Below are 14,842 nucleotides of genomic sequence, written 5' to 3'. Positions count from 1 at the left end.
ATCCGCGGCGGGGCGGTCCCGGCCGGTTGAGGGGGATACCCTACGGCCGGGACACCTGATCAGCGGCTCCGGAGATAATCCGCGAAGGCGGACATGTCATAGCCCGCGTTCCGGGCGCTTTCGAGAATGTCGTCCGCGGGCAGGGTGCCTGCCTGCGACAGGCTCCAGAGGGTTGCGCAGCGGGTGCCAGACCGGCAGTAGGCGAAGATCGGGCGCGGCAGCTCTTCCAGGGATTTACCGAACTCTTCAGCATCCTCGATACCGAGTTGGCCACCGACGATCGGCTGGTAGCGGAATTCCAGGCCAGCCTTGCGGGCGGCGGCTTCAATCTCCGCATAGTCCGGCTGGTCCAGGCTTTCGCCGTCCGGGCGGTTGCAGATCACCGAGCGAAATCCCTGAGCCGCGATGGCTTCGATGTCCGAGACGGAAATCTGCGGGCTTACGGCGATGTCCCCGGTGAGGTGTCTGACTTCCATAATCATTTCTCCAAGAGCGAATAGGCTTCAGCCATCATAATCCGTTCAGGGGTACTTTGAGGAAGCGTTTTCCGCTTTCATCCGCAGGCGGAAGCTGACCTGCCCGCATATTCACCTGAAGCGAGGGAATGATCAGCTTGGGCATGTCCAGCTGGGCATCGCGCTCGGTGCGGAATTTGACGAACTCTTCCTTGGTCTTGCCGCCGCCAACGTGGATGTTGTGCGCCTTTTCCTCGCCGACTGTTGTTTCCCAGCGGATGTCCCGGCCATCGGGGCCATAGTCGTGGCACATGAACAGGCGCATATCGTCAGGAAGGGCGAGAACCTTCTGGATCGAGTCGTAAAGCACACCCGCATCCCCACCTGGAAAATCAGCACGGGCGGAACCGCCGTCCGGCATGAACAGGGTGTCGCCCACAAAGGCGGCATTGCCGATCACATGAACCATGCATGCAGGCGTGTGGCCGGGGGTGTACATCGCAAAGGCGGTCATGCTGCCGATGGTGTAGGTGTCCCCATCTGCAAAGAGGCAGTCGAACTGGCTGCCGTCGCGCTGGAACTCGGTGCCTTCGTTGAAGATCTTGCCGAAGGTGTCCTGAACGACGGTGATCTTGTCGCCGATGCCCAGCTTGCCGCCGAGCTTGCTCTGGATATAGGGCGCGGCAGACAGGTGGTCGGCATGGACATGGGTTTCGATCAGCCATTCCAGCGTCAGGCCATTGTTCTGAATGAAACGGATGATCTGGTCCGCGTGGTCATAGGTGATGCGTCCGGCGGCATAGTCGATGTCCATGACACTGTCGACAACCGCGCAGGCGCTGGAGGCCGGATCCTTCACCACATAGCTGATGGTGTTGGTCGCCGCATCGAAGAAGGCGGTGACCTCCGGCTGGACCGACATGTCGACGGGATAGTCTGTCGTGCTCATCTTTGTCTTCCTCTCAAGGAAAATTGGTTGGTGCAATCCGTTCCGGATCAGCTGCGAGCGGCCTTGCCCAGCTTTGAAACGTCGCCGCCTCTGGCGGTCAGAGCTTTCACAAGCATCATGCCGGCGAGAATACCTCCGAGCATAATGAAAGGCTCAGTCTGGCCATATCCGAGGACGGGCAGCAACCCTCCCGGGCAAAAACCGGCGATGCCCCAGCCAATGCCAAAGATGGCCGCGCCGCTGATTAGTTTGGTATCGAGGTCACTTTTGGTTGGCAGAGAAAAGCTGGCCGCCAGAACGGGTTGCTTCATCCGGAACACCAGACGGTAGCCGATGAAGGTTACGGCCAGAGCGCCGCCCATGACGAACATCAGGCTGGGGTCCCAGGTGCCTGCAAAGTCGAAGAAGTTGAGCACCTTGGCAGGGTTTCCCATGCCGGAGAGCAGAATGCCGGTTCCGAAGATCAGGCCAGCTGCAAATGCGCTAACGGTTTTGAGCATGGGTCAGGCTCCGATGACGTGGCGGATGACAAAGACCGTGATGAGGGCCGTTGCCATGAAGGTGAGGGTCGCGGCGATGGAGCGCTTCGACAGGCGGGCGATGCCGCACACACCGTGACCGCTGGTGCAGCCGGAGCCAAGCGACGTGCCGATACCGACCAGAACGCCTCCTGCACCGACCATGACCGGGGAAACCGGGACACTCAGCTCCGGCAGGGAGCCATTCAGCATCAGGACGGCCAGGGGAGAACCCAGAAGACCGAGGACAAAGGCAGCGCGCCAAGCCCAGTCGCTTGTGTTCGGCAGGGCAACCAGACCGGAGAGAATTCCATTGATACCGGCAATCCTGCCCAGCAGTCCCATCAGGACTACGGCAGCAAGGCCAATCAGCGCGCCGCCGGCCAGCGACATCAGGGGCGTGAACTCAGTCATAGTGATGAGATCCTTAGTTTCAATAAATTGAATATAATGGATCTCTGACCGACTCTTCAATAGGTCGATCAAAAAACATATAGAAATTTGCATGCCTCATAGGCTCCAGACCGTTTCAGATCTGGCTCCGGGCACAGGGCGGGTGCTGTCAGGAAAGCCTATTTCCTGTGTTGAGGTGCTGGCGTAGCCGGGCTGGAGAACAAGTGGGCGGATGCATTCGGGTCCACGGCGAGAACCACGGCGGTTCCGTCATCCCGCTTGCGGACGATCGCACCGGGCAAGTTACGAACCGGGTTGTCTTCCAGCGAGGGGGCCTGGCGGTCGATCTTGGGGCCGGAGAACTCGCCCATTGGCCGCAGGATTTCCTCGTGCAGGATGCTGCCCGAATAGAGTGGCAGCACGTCGCCATTTCGCAGGATTTCGGTGCTGCCCGGCCAGAGACGCAGAATCCAGCGGCTGCCGCCGGTGGTCTTGTCATCGTCGGACCGGATCAGGATCAGCGCAGGCTGACGGCCGTTCTGTGTACGGGGGAGTGCAGGAAGCTTGTCCGCAGGCGTTTGCCCGACGATGAAGCCCGTGGCAGAGGAGAGCGTCCACTCGGGAGCTGGCTGCCAGCCGCCGCCCGCCAGTGCTTTGGCCAGACCGTCCGGTTTGCCTGCATACTGGATCACCAGAGGTTCCTTGGTTTCACCACTCAATTCAATCCGGTGGTCGGGAAGGCTGGCCCAGCCGAAGGACTGCCATTCAGAGGCTGTCAGTAAACGGCGGTCATGGCGCGGTTTATACGCCTCCATCGCAATGTCGAAGTTGCGCGACACATGCCAGCTGCCAAAGCCTCCGAGAATGAGGACCACAATTGCCGCAAGGGTGAGCCGTCCGACCTTCTCGTTATGGATCGGCCCGAAAACGAAGCCGAAGGCGGAGACCATGCCGGTGCCGAACAGGAGGCCGGCGAGAACGTCGGACATCCAGTGCGCCCCGAGGTAGACGCGGGAGAAGCCAATCGCGATCACGTAAGTGGCCGTGATGGTGAAGATCGAGGCCTTGGCCCAGCGGCTGCGGTCATGGGCGATGAGAACCGCGCAGATACCAAACAGGACTGTATTCAGGGTTGCGTGGCCGCTCGGAAAGCTGAACGCATCAGCGCCGGAATAGAGATCCATCGGGCGCGAGCGCTCGAGCAGGCTCTTGAACAGCGGCACGAACAGAGCCGTTCCGCCAATGGCGATCAGGAAGCCGATGGCCCTGCGCCACGCCTTGCGCAAGAACAGATAACCGGCGACAGCCAAGGTCACAACGGTAACGACCACACCGTCGCCCAGCATGGTGATAACCGTCATCAGCGTGTCGCCAATGGGGGACCGCAAATCCGTGAACATGTTCAAGATGGCAACGTCTGCCCGGACCATCGGTTCGCCCGGCGCGATCTCGCCCATAAACCAGAAGAACAGCGGCATGGTGATCAGCAGCACCAGGGCCGATACGAGCATGCCGGTAGAGCGCGGATGCAGCGGGTCGAAGGTTTCGGCGATCCAGCGCGACACCCTGTCAGGACGCCGCCCGAACCAGTTGACGACGGCTGCATGCGCATTGGGGAAGAGCGGCATGATGATCAGGATCATCCAGCGGCCAAGCATCACGATCAGGAAGGCAATGACCAGCAGTCCGCCGAGCACGACCGCAAGCCTGCCGCTGACCTCTCCAATTGCGGACAGCGCTGTTCCGGCGATGATGCCAGGGCCGAGGTGAGCTGCCGTCCAGGCAATTGCGGAGGTGAAGTTGATCACTGTAAAGCGGGTGGCGTTCATGCCGACCATGCCCGCAATGCCGGGGACGACGGACTTCACACCCGGAACAAACCGCCCGATGAAGACGCTTTTGCCGCCATGGATCTTGAAAAACTCTTCGCCCCGGTCGACCAGCTGGGTGTAGCGGGAGAGCGGCCAGATCTTTCTGACCTTGTCCTTGTAGAAATGGCCGAACCAGTAGGAGACGGCATCGCCTGCGGTAGCTCCAAGGGTCGTCCAGATGAAAATCTCGACACCATTCAGCTTGCCAAGCCCGATCAGGGTTCCCGCGCCGACCAGAACAACCGTACTGGGCACCACAAGACCGATGATGAAGAGCGCTTCGCCCATGGCCGCAGCAAAACAGATGAACCCCGCAAGCGCCGGGTTGTCGCCGATGAAATTGACAAGATATTCAAACAGGGCGGTCAATGGGCGGGCGCTCGATTTAATTGCTGTTCGCAGGGACACTGGACGGCATGCCCAAGTGCCTTATTCTGGCTTGTGATATAGGCAGCTGGCCGGTGCCACAACAAGTCATATGAGCGGCAAAAGTGGTCAACGCGTGCGCTAAAGCGGAACCTGTGGCCGCGTCTGCCGTTTCACGATGGAGCGAACCGGAGACCTCGTTTGAAAAAGGGGGCTCGGCATGGCCGCCTGTCCGGTCCGGTTCATGGTTGGGAGATGTGAATGTTTGATTCGGCGAAGCTGCCTCAAAAAATGGACAAGAAGACGTTCCACGATCTCGAGCCGCACCTTCGCGAGGCACTGCTGGCCGCACAGCTGGAAGCCGTTGAGAAGAAGACGTTTTCCACCATCATCGTGGTGGACGGTCTGGATGGTGCGGGCAAGGGCGAGGCGGTGGCCCGTCTTTATGACTGGATGGACGCCCGCCACCTGACCTGCAACGCCTATGGCGATCCCCTGGATGAAGCCCGCATGCGCCCGCCGCTCTGGCGCTACTGGCGTGATTTGCCTGCCAAGGGGGAGACCGCCATCGTTTTCGGCAGCTGGTATCAGCAAGCGCTTCGGGACCGGATCTACGACAAGATCGACGACGATGAGTTCAACCACGAAATGGCCCGCATCCGGCGGTTCGAGGAAATGCTGGCGAACGAGGGAGTTTTGCTGCTGAAGTTCTGGTTCCTTCTGACCAAGGAGGATCAGGAGCAGAGACTGAAGCAGATCAAGAAGAAAAATGCCGCCCGCCATGTTCTGGCGGATTGGGCCGCCTTGAAGAATCATGCCAAGGCCAGCGCCGTTGGCGAGCAGATCATTCTGGAAACCAGCAAAGGGCATGCCCCCTGGTTTGTCATTCCGTCCCAGAACTCCGATTACCGTGATGCCGCGATTGGCCAGACCTTGGCGGACGCCATCCGGTTGAAGCTGGAGGATGGCAAGCATCAGGCCATTTCGGCGCCGCCTGTGGTTGGCGGCCTGCAGCACCGCACGGCGGTGGACGCCGTTGATCTGAAGGAGAAAGTGTCGAAAGACGACTATGAGACAGAGCGCGCCGAATTGCAGCAGCGTTTGTCCGATTTGTCTGACACCAAGGACTTTTCCAAGCGGGGTATGATCCTTGTGTTCCAGGGCAATGACGCTGCCGGCAAGGGCGGAGCGATCCGGCGGGTGATCCGCCCGCTCGATCCGCGGATCTATCAGGTGCATCCGATCTCCGCGCCCACGGATGAAGAAAAGGCAAGGCCTTATCTCTGGCGGTTCTGGCGCAGAGTGCCGCGGCGCGGCAACATCGCGATTTTCGACCGCTCCTGGTACGAGCGTGTTCTGGTGGAACGGGTGGAAGGCTATGCCAGCCATGACGACTGGCTAAGGGCCTATAACGAGATCAACGATTTCGAGGCCGAGCTGACCAAGTTCGGCTATGTGGTCTGCAAGTTCTGGCTCGCGATCAGCGCAGAGGAACAGCTGCGCCGGTTCAAGGCACGTGAAGAGACGGTCTACAAGCAGCACAAGATCACCGACGACGACTGGCGCAACCGCCTGAAGTGGGACGATTATGCCATTGCTGCCGGTGACATGATCGACAGAACCTCGACCCACTACGCGCCCTGGACGCTGGTCTCGGCCGAGAACAAACGCCACGCCCGCCTGAAGGTGCTGCGGACCATCTGCGGGAAGATCGAGGAAGCCATCTGAATTGCGATCTGCGCCCCTCAGGGGCGGCGGGCTCTTCCCTGAGGGGGCCGGCGTCCTCCCGCGCTGGGCCGGGCAGCTATGCATTGGCCAGATTCTGCTGGTAATCCGCAGGCAACTCCGTCATATTCCGCCGCCATTGGGACCTGTTGGCCCCAGTGATCTCCGTCATCCTTTGCTGACCGACATCTCGGCTCTGGCCAAGGCGGGGATCCTGCCGGGTATTCCGGCACTTAAAATCCTGGGCGGCTCCGGCAGCCCGCATTCTGAAAGGACACACGATGTCGATTACTGCTGAACGTAAGGCTGAGCTCATCAAGGAATACGCGACCAAGGAAGGCGACACCGGTTCTCCGGAAGTCCAGGTTGCGATCCTGACCGAGCGGATCAACAACCTGACTGGCCACTTCAAGTCCCACGGCAAGGACAACCACTCCCGCCGCGGCCTCCTGAAGATGGTTGCCTCCCGCCGTTCCCTGCTCGACTACGTCAAGGGCAAGAACGAAGAGCGCTACCAGTCTCTGATCCAGCGCCTCGGCATCCGCCGCTAACGGCAAGAACAAACAAGCGCGGCGGGTGGATTTGCCCGCCGCGTTTGCTTATAGGAAGTCTCGTGACAGTCATGGGGCAGGATTGCCAGCCGCTCTTTCGTTTGAGAGCCGCTCGCCGTCTTGCCCGTGGCTCGTCATATCGGTAACCGGCCCATACGGGGCCGACCGATAATTGTCCTGGTGCCTGGTTGAGGCCGTTTCCGGATGGTCTCTGGTGCCAATGGACGAAGCTGTAAGGAATGACGATGTTTAATATTCATCGCGTTGAAGTCGAGTGGGGCGGCCGCCCGCTCGTGCTTGAAACGGGCAAGGTGGCCCGTCAGGCTGATGGCGCCGTGATGGCGTCCTACGGGGAAACCAAGGTTCTGGCGACCGTCGTGTCCGCCAAGTCTCCGAAGCCGGGCCAGGACTTTTTCCCGCTGACCGTGAACTACCAGGAAAAGGCTTTCGCAGCCGGCAAGATCCCGGGTGGCTATTTCAAGCGTGAAGGCCGTCCGAGCGAGCACGAAACCCTGACCTCGCGTCTGATCGACCGTCCGATCCGCCCGCTGTTCGCTGATGGCTACAAGAACGACACCCAGGTGGTGATCACCGTTCTGTCCCACGACATGGAAAACGCTCCGGACATTCTCGCCATGGTCGCCTCCTCGGCTGCCCTGACCCTGTCCGGCGTTCCGTTCATGGGCCCGATCGGCGGTGCGCGCGTTGGTTTCATCAACGGCGAATATGTCCTGAACCCGCTTGTCGACGACATGGCAGAGTCCTCTCTGGATCTGGTTGTCGCCGGTACGGCTGATGCGGTTCTGATGGTTGAGTCCGAAGCAAAGGAACTCGACGAAGACACCATGCTCGGCGCCGTGATGTTCGGCCACCGTGGTTTCCAGCCGGTGATCGATGCGATCATCAAGCTGGCTGAGACCGCAGCCAAGGAACCGCGCGAGCTGAATGTTCCGGATCACTCGGCTCTGTTCGAGCAGATCAAGGGCATTGCCGCAGAAGACCTGAAGGCTGCCTACAAGATCACCGCCAAGACCGAGCGCAAGAACGCTGTCGATGCGGCCAAGGCCAAGGTTGTCGAAGCTGTGATCACCAACGCTGGTGAAAACGCTCCGGAAGGCACCGTTGTTGGCGAGCTGTTCAAGAAGCTCGAAGCCGAGATCGTTCGCGGCGCCATCATCGAGACCGGCACCCGTATCGACGGCCGTGACCTGTCCACCGTCCGCCCGATCGTGTCGGAAGTCGGCATCCTGCCGCGCGCGCATGGCTCCTCCCTGTTCACCCGTGGTGAAACCCAGGGCCTCGTTGTTGCCACCCTCGGCACCGGCGAAGACGAGCAGTTCGTGGATGCGCTGGAAGGCACCTACAAGTCCCATTTCATGCTGCACTACAACTTCCCGCCCTACTCGGTCGGTGAAACAGGCCGCATGGGCTCCCCAGGGCGCCGCGAGATCGGTCACGGCAAGCTCGCATGGCGCGCCATCAACCCGATGCTGCCGGCCAAGCATGACTTCCCGTACACCCTGCGCGTTGTCTCCGAAATCACCGAATCCAACGGTTCGTCCTCTATGGCGACTGTTTGCGGCACCTCCCTGTCCCTGATGGATGCAGGCGTTCCGTTGAAGGCTCCGGTGGCCGGTATCGCCATGGGTCTGATCAAGGAAGGCGACAAGTTCGCGGTCCTGTCCGACATCCTGGGTGATGAAGATCACCTCGGCGACATGGACTTCAAGGTGGCTGGTTCCGAAAACGGCATCACCGCCTTGCAGATGGACATCAAGATCGACGGTATCACCGAAGAGATCATGAAGGTCGCTCTGGGTCAGGCCAAGGACGGCCGTATCCACATCCTCGGCGAAATGGCCAAGGCGATCACCACGGCCCGTTCCGAGCTTGGTGAGCACGCTCCGCGCATTGAAGTGATGAAGATCCCGGTCGACAAGATCCGTGAAGTCATCGGTTCCGGCGGCAAGGTCATCCGCGAGATCGTGGAAAAGACCGGCGCCAAGGTGAACATCGAGGACGATGGCACCGTCAAGATCGCGTCTTCCGATGGCAAGGCCATCAAGGCCGCTGTGAACTGGATCAACTCCATCGCAGCCGAGCCGGAAGTTGGCATGATCTACGAAGGTACGGTCGTGAAGTGCGTTGATTTCGGCGCCTTCGTGAACTTCTTCGGTGCCAAGGACGGCCTGGTCCACATCTCCCAGCTCGCTCCCAAGAAGGTTGCCAAGGTGACGGACGTCATCAAGGAAGGCGACAAGGTCTGGGTCAAGCTCATGGGCTTCGACGAGCGCGGCAAGGTCCGCCTGTCCATGAAGGTCGTCGACCAGGAGACCGGCAAGGAAATCGAGAAGGAAAAGGAAGAAGACTGAGATCTTCTGTCCTGACCGGATGATTGAATAGAAACGGGGCGGTTCGTTTGACGAGCCGCCCCGTTTTTATGTTGGTTGCGGCCCCCGCGAGAATTGGTTCATTTGCCAAGGCAAGCGAAGCTGCTATACCCCGGATGCAGACAGGAACGAGGAATACCGATGAGCGAAATGCGCCTTGTCGTTGTGGGAGCAGCGGGCCGGATGGGCCGGGCACTTGTCCGGGCCGTGACCGAAGCCTCTGGCGCCCGCTTGAGTGCAGCAATCGAACGCGAGGGCTCCGAGTTCCTGGGTAAAGATGCCGGTGAGCTGGCTGGATGCGGAGAGCTTGGCGTTCCGGTCACTTCCGATGCCTTGACGGCCTTTGCCGCGGCTGACGGTGTTCTCGATTTCACCGCGCCCAAGGCAAGCCTCTGGTTCGCGGAACTGGCCGCACAGGCCCGCATCGTTCATGTCATCGGTACGACCGGCTGGGCGCAGGGCGAGGATGAGCCGCTTCAGGCCGCCGCCCGTCATGCCCGTATCGTCAAGTCCGGCAACATGAGTCTGGGCGTCAATCTTCTGGCGGCCCTCGTCAAGAAGGCGGCCAAGGCGCTGGATTCGGATTTCGATATCGAAGTTCTGGAAATGCATCACAAGCATAAGGTCGACGCGCCGTCCGGCACCGCGCTGATGCTCGGGGAGGCTGCTGCCAAGGGGCGTGGCATTTCCCTTGAGGACCATGCCGTGCGCTCCCGTGATGGCATCACCGGAGCCCGCAACACCGGGGATATCGGCTTTGCCACCTTGCGTGGCGGTTCTGTGATCGGTGAGCATTCCGTGATCTTCGCAAGCGACAGCGAACGCCTGACGCTTTCCCACCATGCTGAAGACCGCCAGCTTTTTGCAAAGGGCGCGGTCAAGGCGGCGCTTTGGGCCTTCGAGAAGAAGCCCGGTTTTTATTCGATGGCCGATGTCCTCGGCCTCAGTGATTGATTTGCCATCGTCAAGGAGAATGGCCATGGAACGTATTTTGGTGCTGGTCCGCCACGGTCAGAGTGAATGGAACTTGAAGAACCTGTTCACGGGCTGGAAGAACCCGAACCTGACTGAGCAGGGTATCGCCGAAGCCAAGAAGGCCGGCGAGCAGCTGCGCGACCTGAAGCTGAAGTTCGATCTGGCCTTCACATCCGATCTGACACGCGCGCAGAAGACGCTTGAGCTGATCCTTTCGGAGATCGGCCAGGAAGGTCTGGAGACCGTCAAGGACCAGGCGCTGAACGAGCGCGACTATGGCGACATCACCGGCATGAACAAGGACGAGGCCCGCGAGAAGTTCGGCGAGGAACAGGTTCACATCTGGCGCCGCTCCTTCGACGTGCCGCCCCCGGGCGGCGAAAGCCTCAAGATGACCGCCGAGCGCGTTCTGCCTTACTACCACAAGGAAATCCTGCCGCAGGTTCTCAGCGGCAAGAGCATCATCGTGGCGGCCCACGGCAACTCCCTGCGCGCCCTGATCATGGAACTGGAGAACCTTACTCCGGAACAGATCCTCAAGCGCGAACTTGGCACCGGCGCACCGGTTGTCTACCGCCTGGCCGAAGACGGCAGCGTGATCAGCGTGCAGGATCTGGCGGACTGATAGGCTTCGCGTCCTGGAATGAGAAAAGGCGCTCACTCGGGGCGCCTTTTTGCGTTTCTAGCGAAGAAGCTTGAGGCTGCCTGTCAGAGAGCGGACCCATTTGGCGGGACCCGCAAGCCCCAGACCGTCCAGGGGCTCCACTGAAAGATCCTTCTCCGGGAACCGGGCCTCATAGTCGCGATAAGCGTGGAGCGAGCGGGCAAAACGCGGGAAGGGAACGACTGCACCCTCAGCATTGGCCGTGGCCTTCAGCAGCAACTCCGTCAATTTGGCTTCGTCTGCCTGAAGCATCGGCACGGGATGATTTGACGAGATGTCGATGGCTCGGCCTTTGGTGTCCGAAAGCTGCCGGTTGCCGAACTCGGGCATTTTCGCGCCAATGCCGACGGAGATGGCCGAGGCCGTGTTGGCCAGTGCGCCAAGGGCCAGCTCCGGATTGACGATGATGGCGATCCGCAGATCAGGGGTCATGGGAGATCCTCAGGGAGATGAGTAGCGTCTCCGGCAAGATATTCGCGCTGCTCTGGTCATTCATACCTATTTACCTCATCTGAGGGTTTCTATAGGTAGATTCTGCCTTTGAAATTTAGAAAATTGGTAGGATGTACCGATATGGACCTTGATGACGCGGATATCCGGATTCTCGATTCCCTGCAGGAAGATGGCCGCCTTACCAATCAGGCCCTTTCAGAAAAGGTTGGTCTCTCCACGTCGCCTTGCTGGCGCCGCGTCCGGCAGCTTGAGGAGGCTGGCGTCATTCAGAACTACCGGGCTACGCTGGACCGGCGGCAGATAGGCCTCGGTGTTCTTGCCTTTATCCGGGTGAAGATCGACAGCCACAGCGAAAGTGAGGCCGAGGAATTCTCCCGGCGGATTCTGGAGCTTGATGAAGTGGTTGCCTGCTACAGCATCGCGGGCGACGCGGACTTTCTGGTTCAAGTGGTGGCGAAGGATCTGGACAGCTATTCGGACTTCGCCATGTCGGTGATCCGCCGCCTGCCGGGGATCAAGGAAATGCAGACGACCTTCGTGCTGAAAGAGCTGAAGCCGTTTCAGGGTTTTCCGGTGGGGCTTGGACTCTAAAAAAGAAAAAGCCGCGCCTGAAACCCGGCGCGGCTTGTTTTGATCGCTCTATTAGAGGCAGATCAGATCTCGAAGCCGTTCTGGCCTGCCAGATGCTTCAGCGGCTTTTCGGGACGGGCGCCCACATGACCGATGACGTTGCTGGCGCACAGGCATCCGAGCTCGAGAGCGGTCTTCAGATCATAGTCACGGGCAAAGCCGAACAGGAAGCCTGAGGCGAAGAGATCGCCAGCACCGGTGAGGTCGACGACCGTATCCACTTTCTGTGCATCAGCCGTGAAGATGCTGTCTGCAGTGATGGCGATAGCGCCTTTTTCGCCAAGGGTCAGTGCAGTCAGGGCACCATTCTGCTGGGCAGCCGCAATCGCGGTGTCGATGTCAGCCGTCTGGTAAAGCGCCTTCAGCTCGTGCTCGTTGGCAAAGACGATGTCGACGACACCATCGGAGATGAGGTTAAGGAATTCACTGCGGTAGCGGTCCACGCAGAAGGAATCCGACAGGGAGATCGCGACCTTGCGGTCTGCTGCGTGGGCGATCGACGCAGCTTCCAGAAACGCCTTCTTGGCTTCTTCAGGGTCCCAGAGATAGCCTTCCATGTAGGTCACGGCAGAGGCCTTCACGACGTCCGCATCCACGTCGGCTGGCCCCAGATGCACACAGGCGCCAAGATAGGTGTTCATGGTGCGCTCGCCGTCCGGAGTGATCAGGATCATCGAGCGGGCGGTCGGATCCTTTTCGATCAGGCGGGAGGTTTCGAAGTGAACACCGGTCTTGCGCATGTCGTGGGCGAAGCTGTCACCCAGTTCATCGACGGCCACCTTGCCGAAATAGGCCGGGGCACCGCCAAGAGAGGCGATGCCCGCAGCCGTATTGCCTGCGCTGCCGCCAGAGATGCGTACCGTCTGTCCCATCCGGTCGTAAAGCCGGATGGCTTCCTCCGTGTCGATCAGGCGCATGGAGCCCTTCACCAGATTTTCCCGGGCGAGGAAGTCCTCTTCCACATGGGCAAACACGTCACAAATGGCGTTGCCGATGCAAAGGGCGTCGAAGCGGATGTCGGTCATATGTCTCTCTTGGCTGCGTTATGCATAAAGTCAGGCGGTCAAAGGCCCGGGGTCGGACGGAGGGCGCGATTGGCCTCCGGTTCCCGGATCTTCTCCCGGAAAGGGCTGGCGCAATAGACGCCGAGCATCTTGAACTCGGCACAGTAGAATTTCAGCTCTTCCAGCGCCAGGGCAACGCCTTTGTCCTCCGGGTGGCCTTCGATGTCCGCATAGAACATGGACGCGAAAAACTGGCCTTCCAGCTGGTAGGATTCCAGCTTGGTCATGTTCACCCCGTTGGTGGCGAAACCGCCAAGAGCCTTGTACAGCGCCGCCGGAACGTTGCGGACGCGGAAGACAAAGGTCGAGATGATCGGCTGGCCAGTGTTGGCCGCCGGGAGATCGTCACGGGACAGGATCAGGAAGCGGGTGGTATTATGGGCGGCATCCTCCACGTCCCGGCGCAGGATGTCGAGGCCATAGATGTCGGCGGCCATCTCTGGTGCGAGCGCAGCAGCGCTCAGGTCGCCTTTCTCCGCAATCTGGCGGGCAGAACCCGCCGTGTCGGCTCCCACGAGGGGCGTCAGCCCCAATTCGCGGATGATCTTCCGGCACTGGCCAAGGGCCATGATATGGCTCTGAACGCTCTTGAGGCCTTCAAGCGTTGCGCCCTTGGGGGCCATCAGCTGAAAGCGGATCGGCAGGAAATATTCGCCGATGATGTGGAGGCTGGACTTCGGCAGCAAGTGGTGGATATCGGCCACGCGGCCCGCGACAGAGTTCTCGACAGGGATCATGCCCAGATCGACCTCGCCGGATTCCATCGCTTGGAAGCAATCCTCAAAGGTTGGGCAGGGAATGGCCTGATAGTCGGGATAGACATTGCGGCAGGCCATATGGGAATTGGCCCCGGTCTCACCCTGGAATACGATTTTCTTAACGTCGGTCATATCGAACTCGGATCTGGCAGGCGTGCTTGCGGCCTGCTGAAATTAGGACTGTCCGGCGATGGCAGCGCGTGCGCGCTCCAGATCTTCCGGAGTGTTGACGTCCATCGGTGCGCTGTCGATGGCACTGATATCGATCCGCATGCCGGCTTCGAGCGCACGCAGCTGCTCCAGCTTTTCGCGGATCTCAAGCGGCGACGGCTTAAGGGATACAAACCGGTCCAGGGCATGGCGGCGGTAAGCATAGACGCCGATGTGCTGGTAAAGCGGTCCGTCCCCGGTGGGGGCCGTCGCCCTGGTAAAGTAGAGCGCGCGGAACGCGCCATTGCCGTTGGGTGTTGCGACCGCCTTCACAAAGCTGGGGTCGTCCCGGAAACGCGGGTCCCGGATCTCGGTCATAATGGTGCCAATATCGACAGCAGGATCGGCCAAGGGTGTAAAGGCCGCGCGAATCGCTTCCGGTGCGATCAACGGCACGTCGCCCTGAAGATTGAGCACGATTTGATGGTTTCCATTGGGATCCACCAGATTCGTGGCTTCGTGAATGCGGTCCGAACCCGATTGATGGTCGGTTCTTGTCAAAACGGCTTCGCCGCCGTGATTTTCAACTGCGCGGGCAATGTCCTTGTGGTCACAAGCTACCACCACCCGGCCGAGTCTGGCGTTCTGTGCCTGCTCTAACACACGGACAATCATTGGTTTTCCGCCAATATCCGCGAGCGGCTTGCCAGGAAGGCGGGATGCTTCGAGCCGGGCTGGAATGACGACGAGAGCGTTCTGCAAGGAAATTCTCCGGTACCTCAGGATGGCTAAAACACAGGTTTTTCACCTCTGTGTCCAAATGTCTTAGCCGCAGCTCTTTTATACCTATGGACAGCGGCGTCAAAAAATTTGTAGGTTCCGGCCAAAATCTGGAAGCTTAATGGGTCCGTGGCACGCGTTGCGGACCCG

At 60.0% G+C, this 14,842-nt stretch carries 15 protein-coding genes; 6 read left to right on the top strand and 9 right to left on the bottom strand.

Annotated features, from left to right (window positions below):
* Positions 1–59: 59 nt before the first annotated feature.
* The 5 genes from IG616_RS09890 to IG616_RS09870 all read right to left on the bottom strand — a co-directional run bounded on the left by IG616_RS09890 (position 60) and on the right by IG616_RS09870 (position 4,555).
* Positions 60–476 carry a protein tyrosine phosphatase family protein gene (locus tag IG616_RS09890; protein WP_192147996.1) on the bottom strand — a complete coding sequence of 139 codons (417 nt, stop codon included), beginning with the start codon at positions 474–476 and terminating at the stop codon, positions 60–62.
* Between the two features lie 34 nt (positions 477–510).
* Positions 511–1,404 (bottom strand): MBL fold metallo-hydrolase, encoded by an 894-nt coding sequence (locus tag IG616_RS09885; protein WP_192147995.1) that lies wholly within the window; start codon positions 1,402–1,404, stop codon positions 511–513.
* A gap of 47 nt (positions 1,405–1,451) precedes the next feature.
* Positions 1,452–1,904 carry a DUF6691 family protein gene (locus IG616_RS09880; protein WP_192147994.1) on the bottom strand — a complete coding sequence of 151 codons (453 nt, stop codon included), beginning with the start codon at positions 1,902–1,904 and terminating at the stop codon, positions 1,452–1,454.
* 3 nt (positions 1,905–1,907) lie between these two features.
* Positions 1,908–2,336 carry a YeeE/YedE family protein gene (locus IG616_RS09875; RefSeq protein ID WP_192147993.1) on the bottom strand — a complete coding sequence of 143 codons (429 nt, stop codon included), beginning with the start codon at positions 2,334–2,336 and terminating at the stop codon, positions 1,908–1,910.
* 158 nt (positions 2,337–2,494) lie between these two features.
* Positions 2,495–4,555 (bottom strand): bifunctional DedA family/phosphatase PAP2 family protein, encoded by a 2,061-nt coding sequence (locus IG616_RS09870; protein ID WP_209007417.1) that lies wholly within the window; start codon positions 4,553–4,555, stop codon positions 2,495–2,497.
* Between the two features lie 258 nt (positions 4,556–4,813).
* Between IG616_RS09870 and pap the strand changes: the two genes are divergently transcribed.
* The 5 genes from pap (at position 4,814) to IG616_RS09845 (ending at position 10,818) form a co-directional block, all read left to right on the top strand.
* Positions 4,814–6,280: a polyphosphate:AMP phosphotransferase gene (gene pap / locus IG616_RS09865; protein ID WP_192147992.1), complete on the top strand. Its 1,467-nt coding sequence runs from the start codon at positions 4,814–4,816 to the stop codon at positions 6,278–6,280.
* Between the two features lie 278 nt (positions 6,281–6,558).
* Positions 6,559–6,828 carry a 30S ribosomal protein S15 gene (rpsO, locus tag IG616_RS09860; RefSeq protein WP_073007461.1) on the top strand — a complete coding sequence of 90 codons (270 nt, stop codon included), beginning with the start codon at positions 6,559–6,561 and terminating at the stop codon, positions 6,826–6,828.
* 245 nt (positions 6,829–7,073) lie between these two features.
* The gene (gene pnp / locus IG616_RS09855; protein WP_192147991.1) at positions 7,074–9,200 is read left to right on the top strand and encodes a polyribonucleotide nucleotidyltransferase; all 2,127 of its coding nucleotides are present in this window, start codon (positions 7,074–7,076) and stop codon (positions 9,198–9,200) included.
* 159 nt (positions 9,201–9,359) lie between these two features.
* Positions 9,360–10,172, top strand: coding sequence for a 4-hydroxy-tetrahydrodipicolinate reductase (gene dapB, locus IG616_RS09850; protein ID WP_192147990.1), 813 nt, complete (start codon positions 9,360–9,362; stop codon positions 10,170–10,172).
* A gap of 25 nt (positions 10,173–10,197) precedes the next feature.
* A complete protein-coding gene (locus tag IG616_RS09845) occupies positions 10,198–10,818 on the top strand; it encodes a 2,3-bisphosphoglycerate-dependent phosphoglycerate mutase (RefSeq protein ID WP_192147989.1) in 621 nt (206 codons plus the stop codon).
* A gap of 57 nt (positions 10,819–10,875) precedes the next feature.
* Here the strand turns inward: IG616_RS09845 and IG616_RS09840 are convergent, their stop codons facing one another.
* Positions 10,876–11,289: a DUF2000 domain-containing protein gene (locus IG616_RS09840; protein WP_192147988.1), complete on the bottom strand. Its 414-nt coding sequence runs from the start codon at positions 11,287–11,289 to the stop codon at positions 10,876–10,878.
* A gap of 141 nt (positions 11,290–11,430) precedes the next feature.
* On the opposite strand from IG616_RS09840, the gene IG616_RS09835 reads away from it, so the two are divergent.
* Complete coding sequence (locus IG616_RS09835) at positions 11,431–11,901, top strand: Lrp/AsnC family transcriptional regulator (protein WP_192147987.1); 471 nt, start codon at positions 11,431–11,433, stop codon at positions 11,899–11,901.
* A 62-nt stretch (positions 11,902–11,963) separates the two neighbouring features.
* On the opposite strand, the gene IG616_RS09830 is transcribed toward IG616_RS09835, so the two are convergent.
* The 3 genes from IG616_RS09830 to IG616_RS09820 are packed head-to-tail and all read right to left on the bottom strand — an operon-like array spanning position 11,964 to position 14,680.
* Positions 11,964–12,965 (bottom strand): adenosine kinase, encoded by a 1,002-nt coding sequence (locus IG616_RS09830; RefSeq protein WP_192147986.1) that lies wholly within the window; start codon positions 12,963–12,965, stop codon positions 11,964–11,966.
* A gap of 38 nt (positions 12,966–13,003) precedes the next feature.
* Positions 13,004–13,894, bottom strand: coding sequence for a prephenate dehydratase (locus IG616_RS09825; RefSeq protein ID WP_192147985.1), 891 nt, complete (start codon positions 13,892–13,894; stop codon positions 13,004–13,006).
* A gap of 42 nt (positions 13,895–13,936) precedes the next feature.
* Positions 13,937–14,680, bottom strand: coding sequence for a 3-deoxy-manno-octulosonate cytidylyltransferase (locus IG616_RS09820; protein WP_425504172.1), 744 nt, complete (start codon positions 14,678–14,680; stop codon positions 13,937–13,939).
* Positions 14,681–14,842 lie beyond the last annotated feature (162 nt).

Source organism: Roseibium litorale, assembly GCF_014842915.1.
In the GTDB taxonomy this organism is placed as follows: domain Bacteria; phylum Pseudomonadota; class Alphaproteobacteria; order Rhizobiales; family Stappiaceae; genus Roseibium; species Roseibium litorale.
The sequence above is the reverse complement of the archived record's forward strand: the minus strand, read 5'-3'. Positions and strand labels throughout refer to the sequence as shown.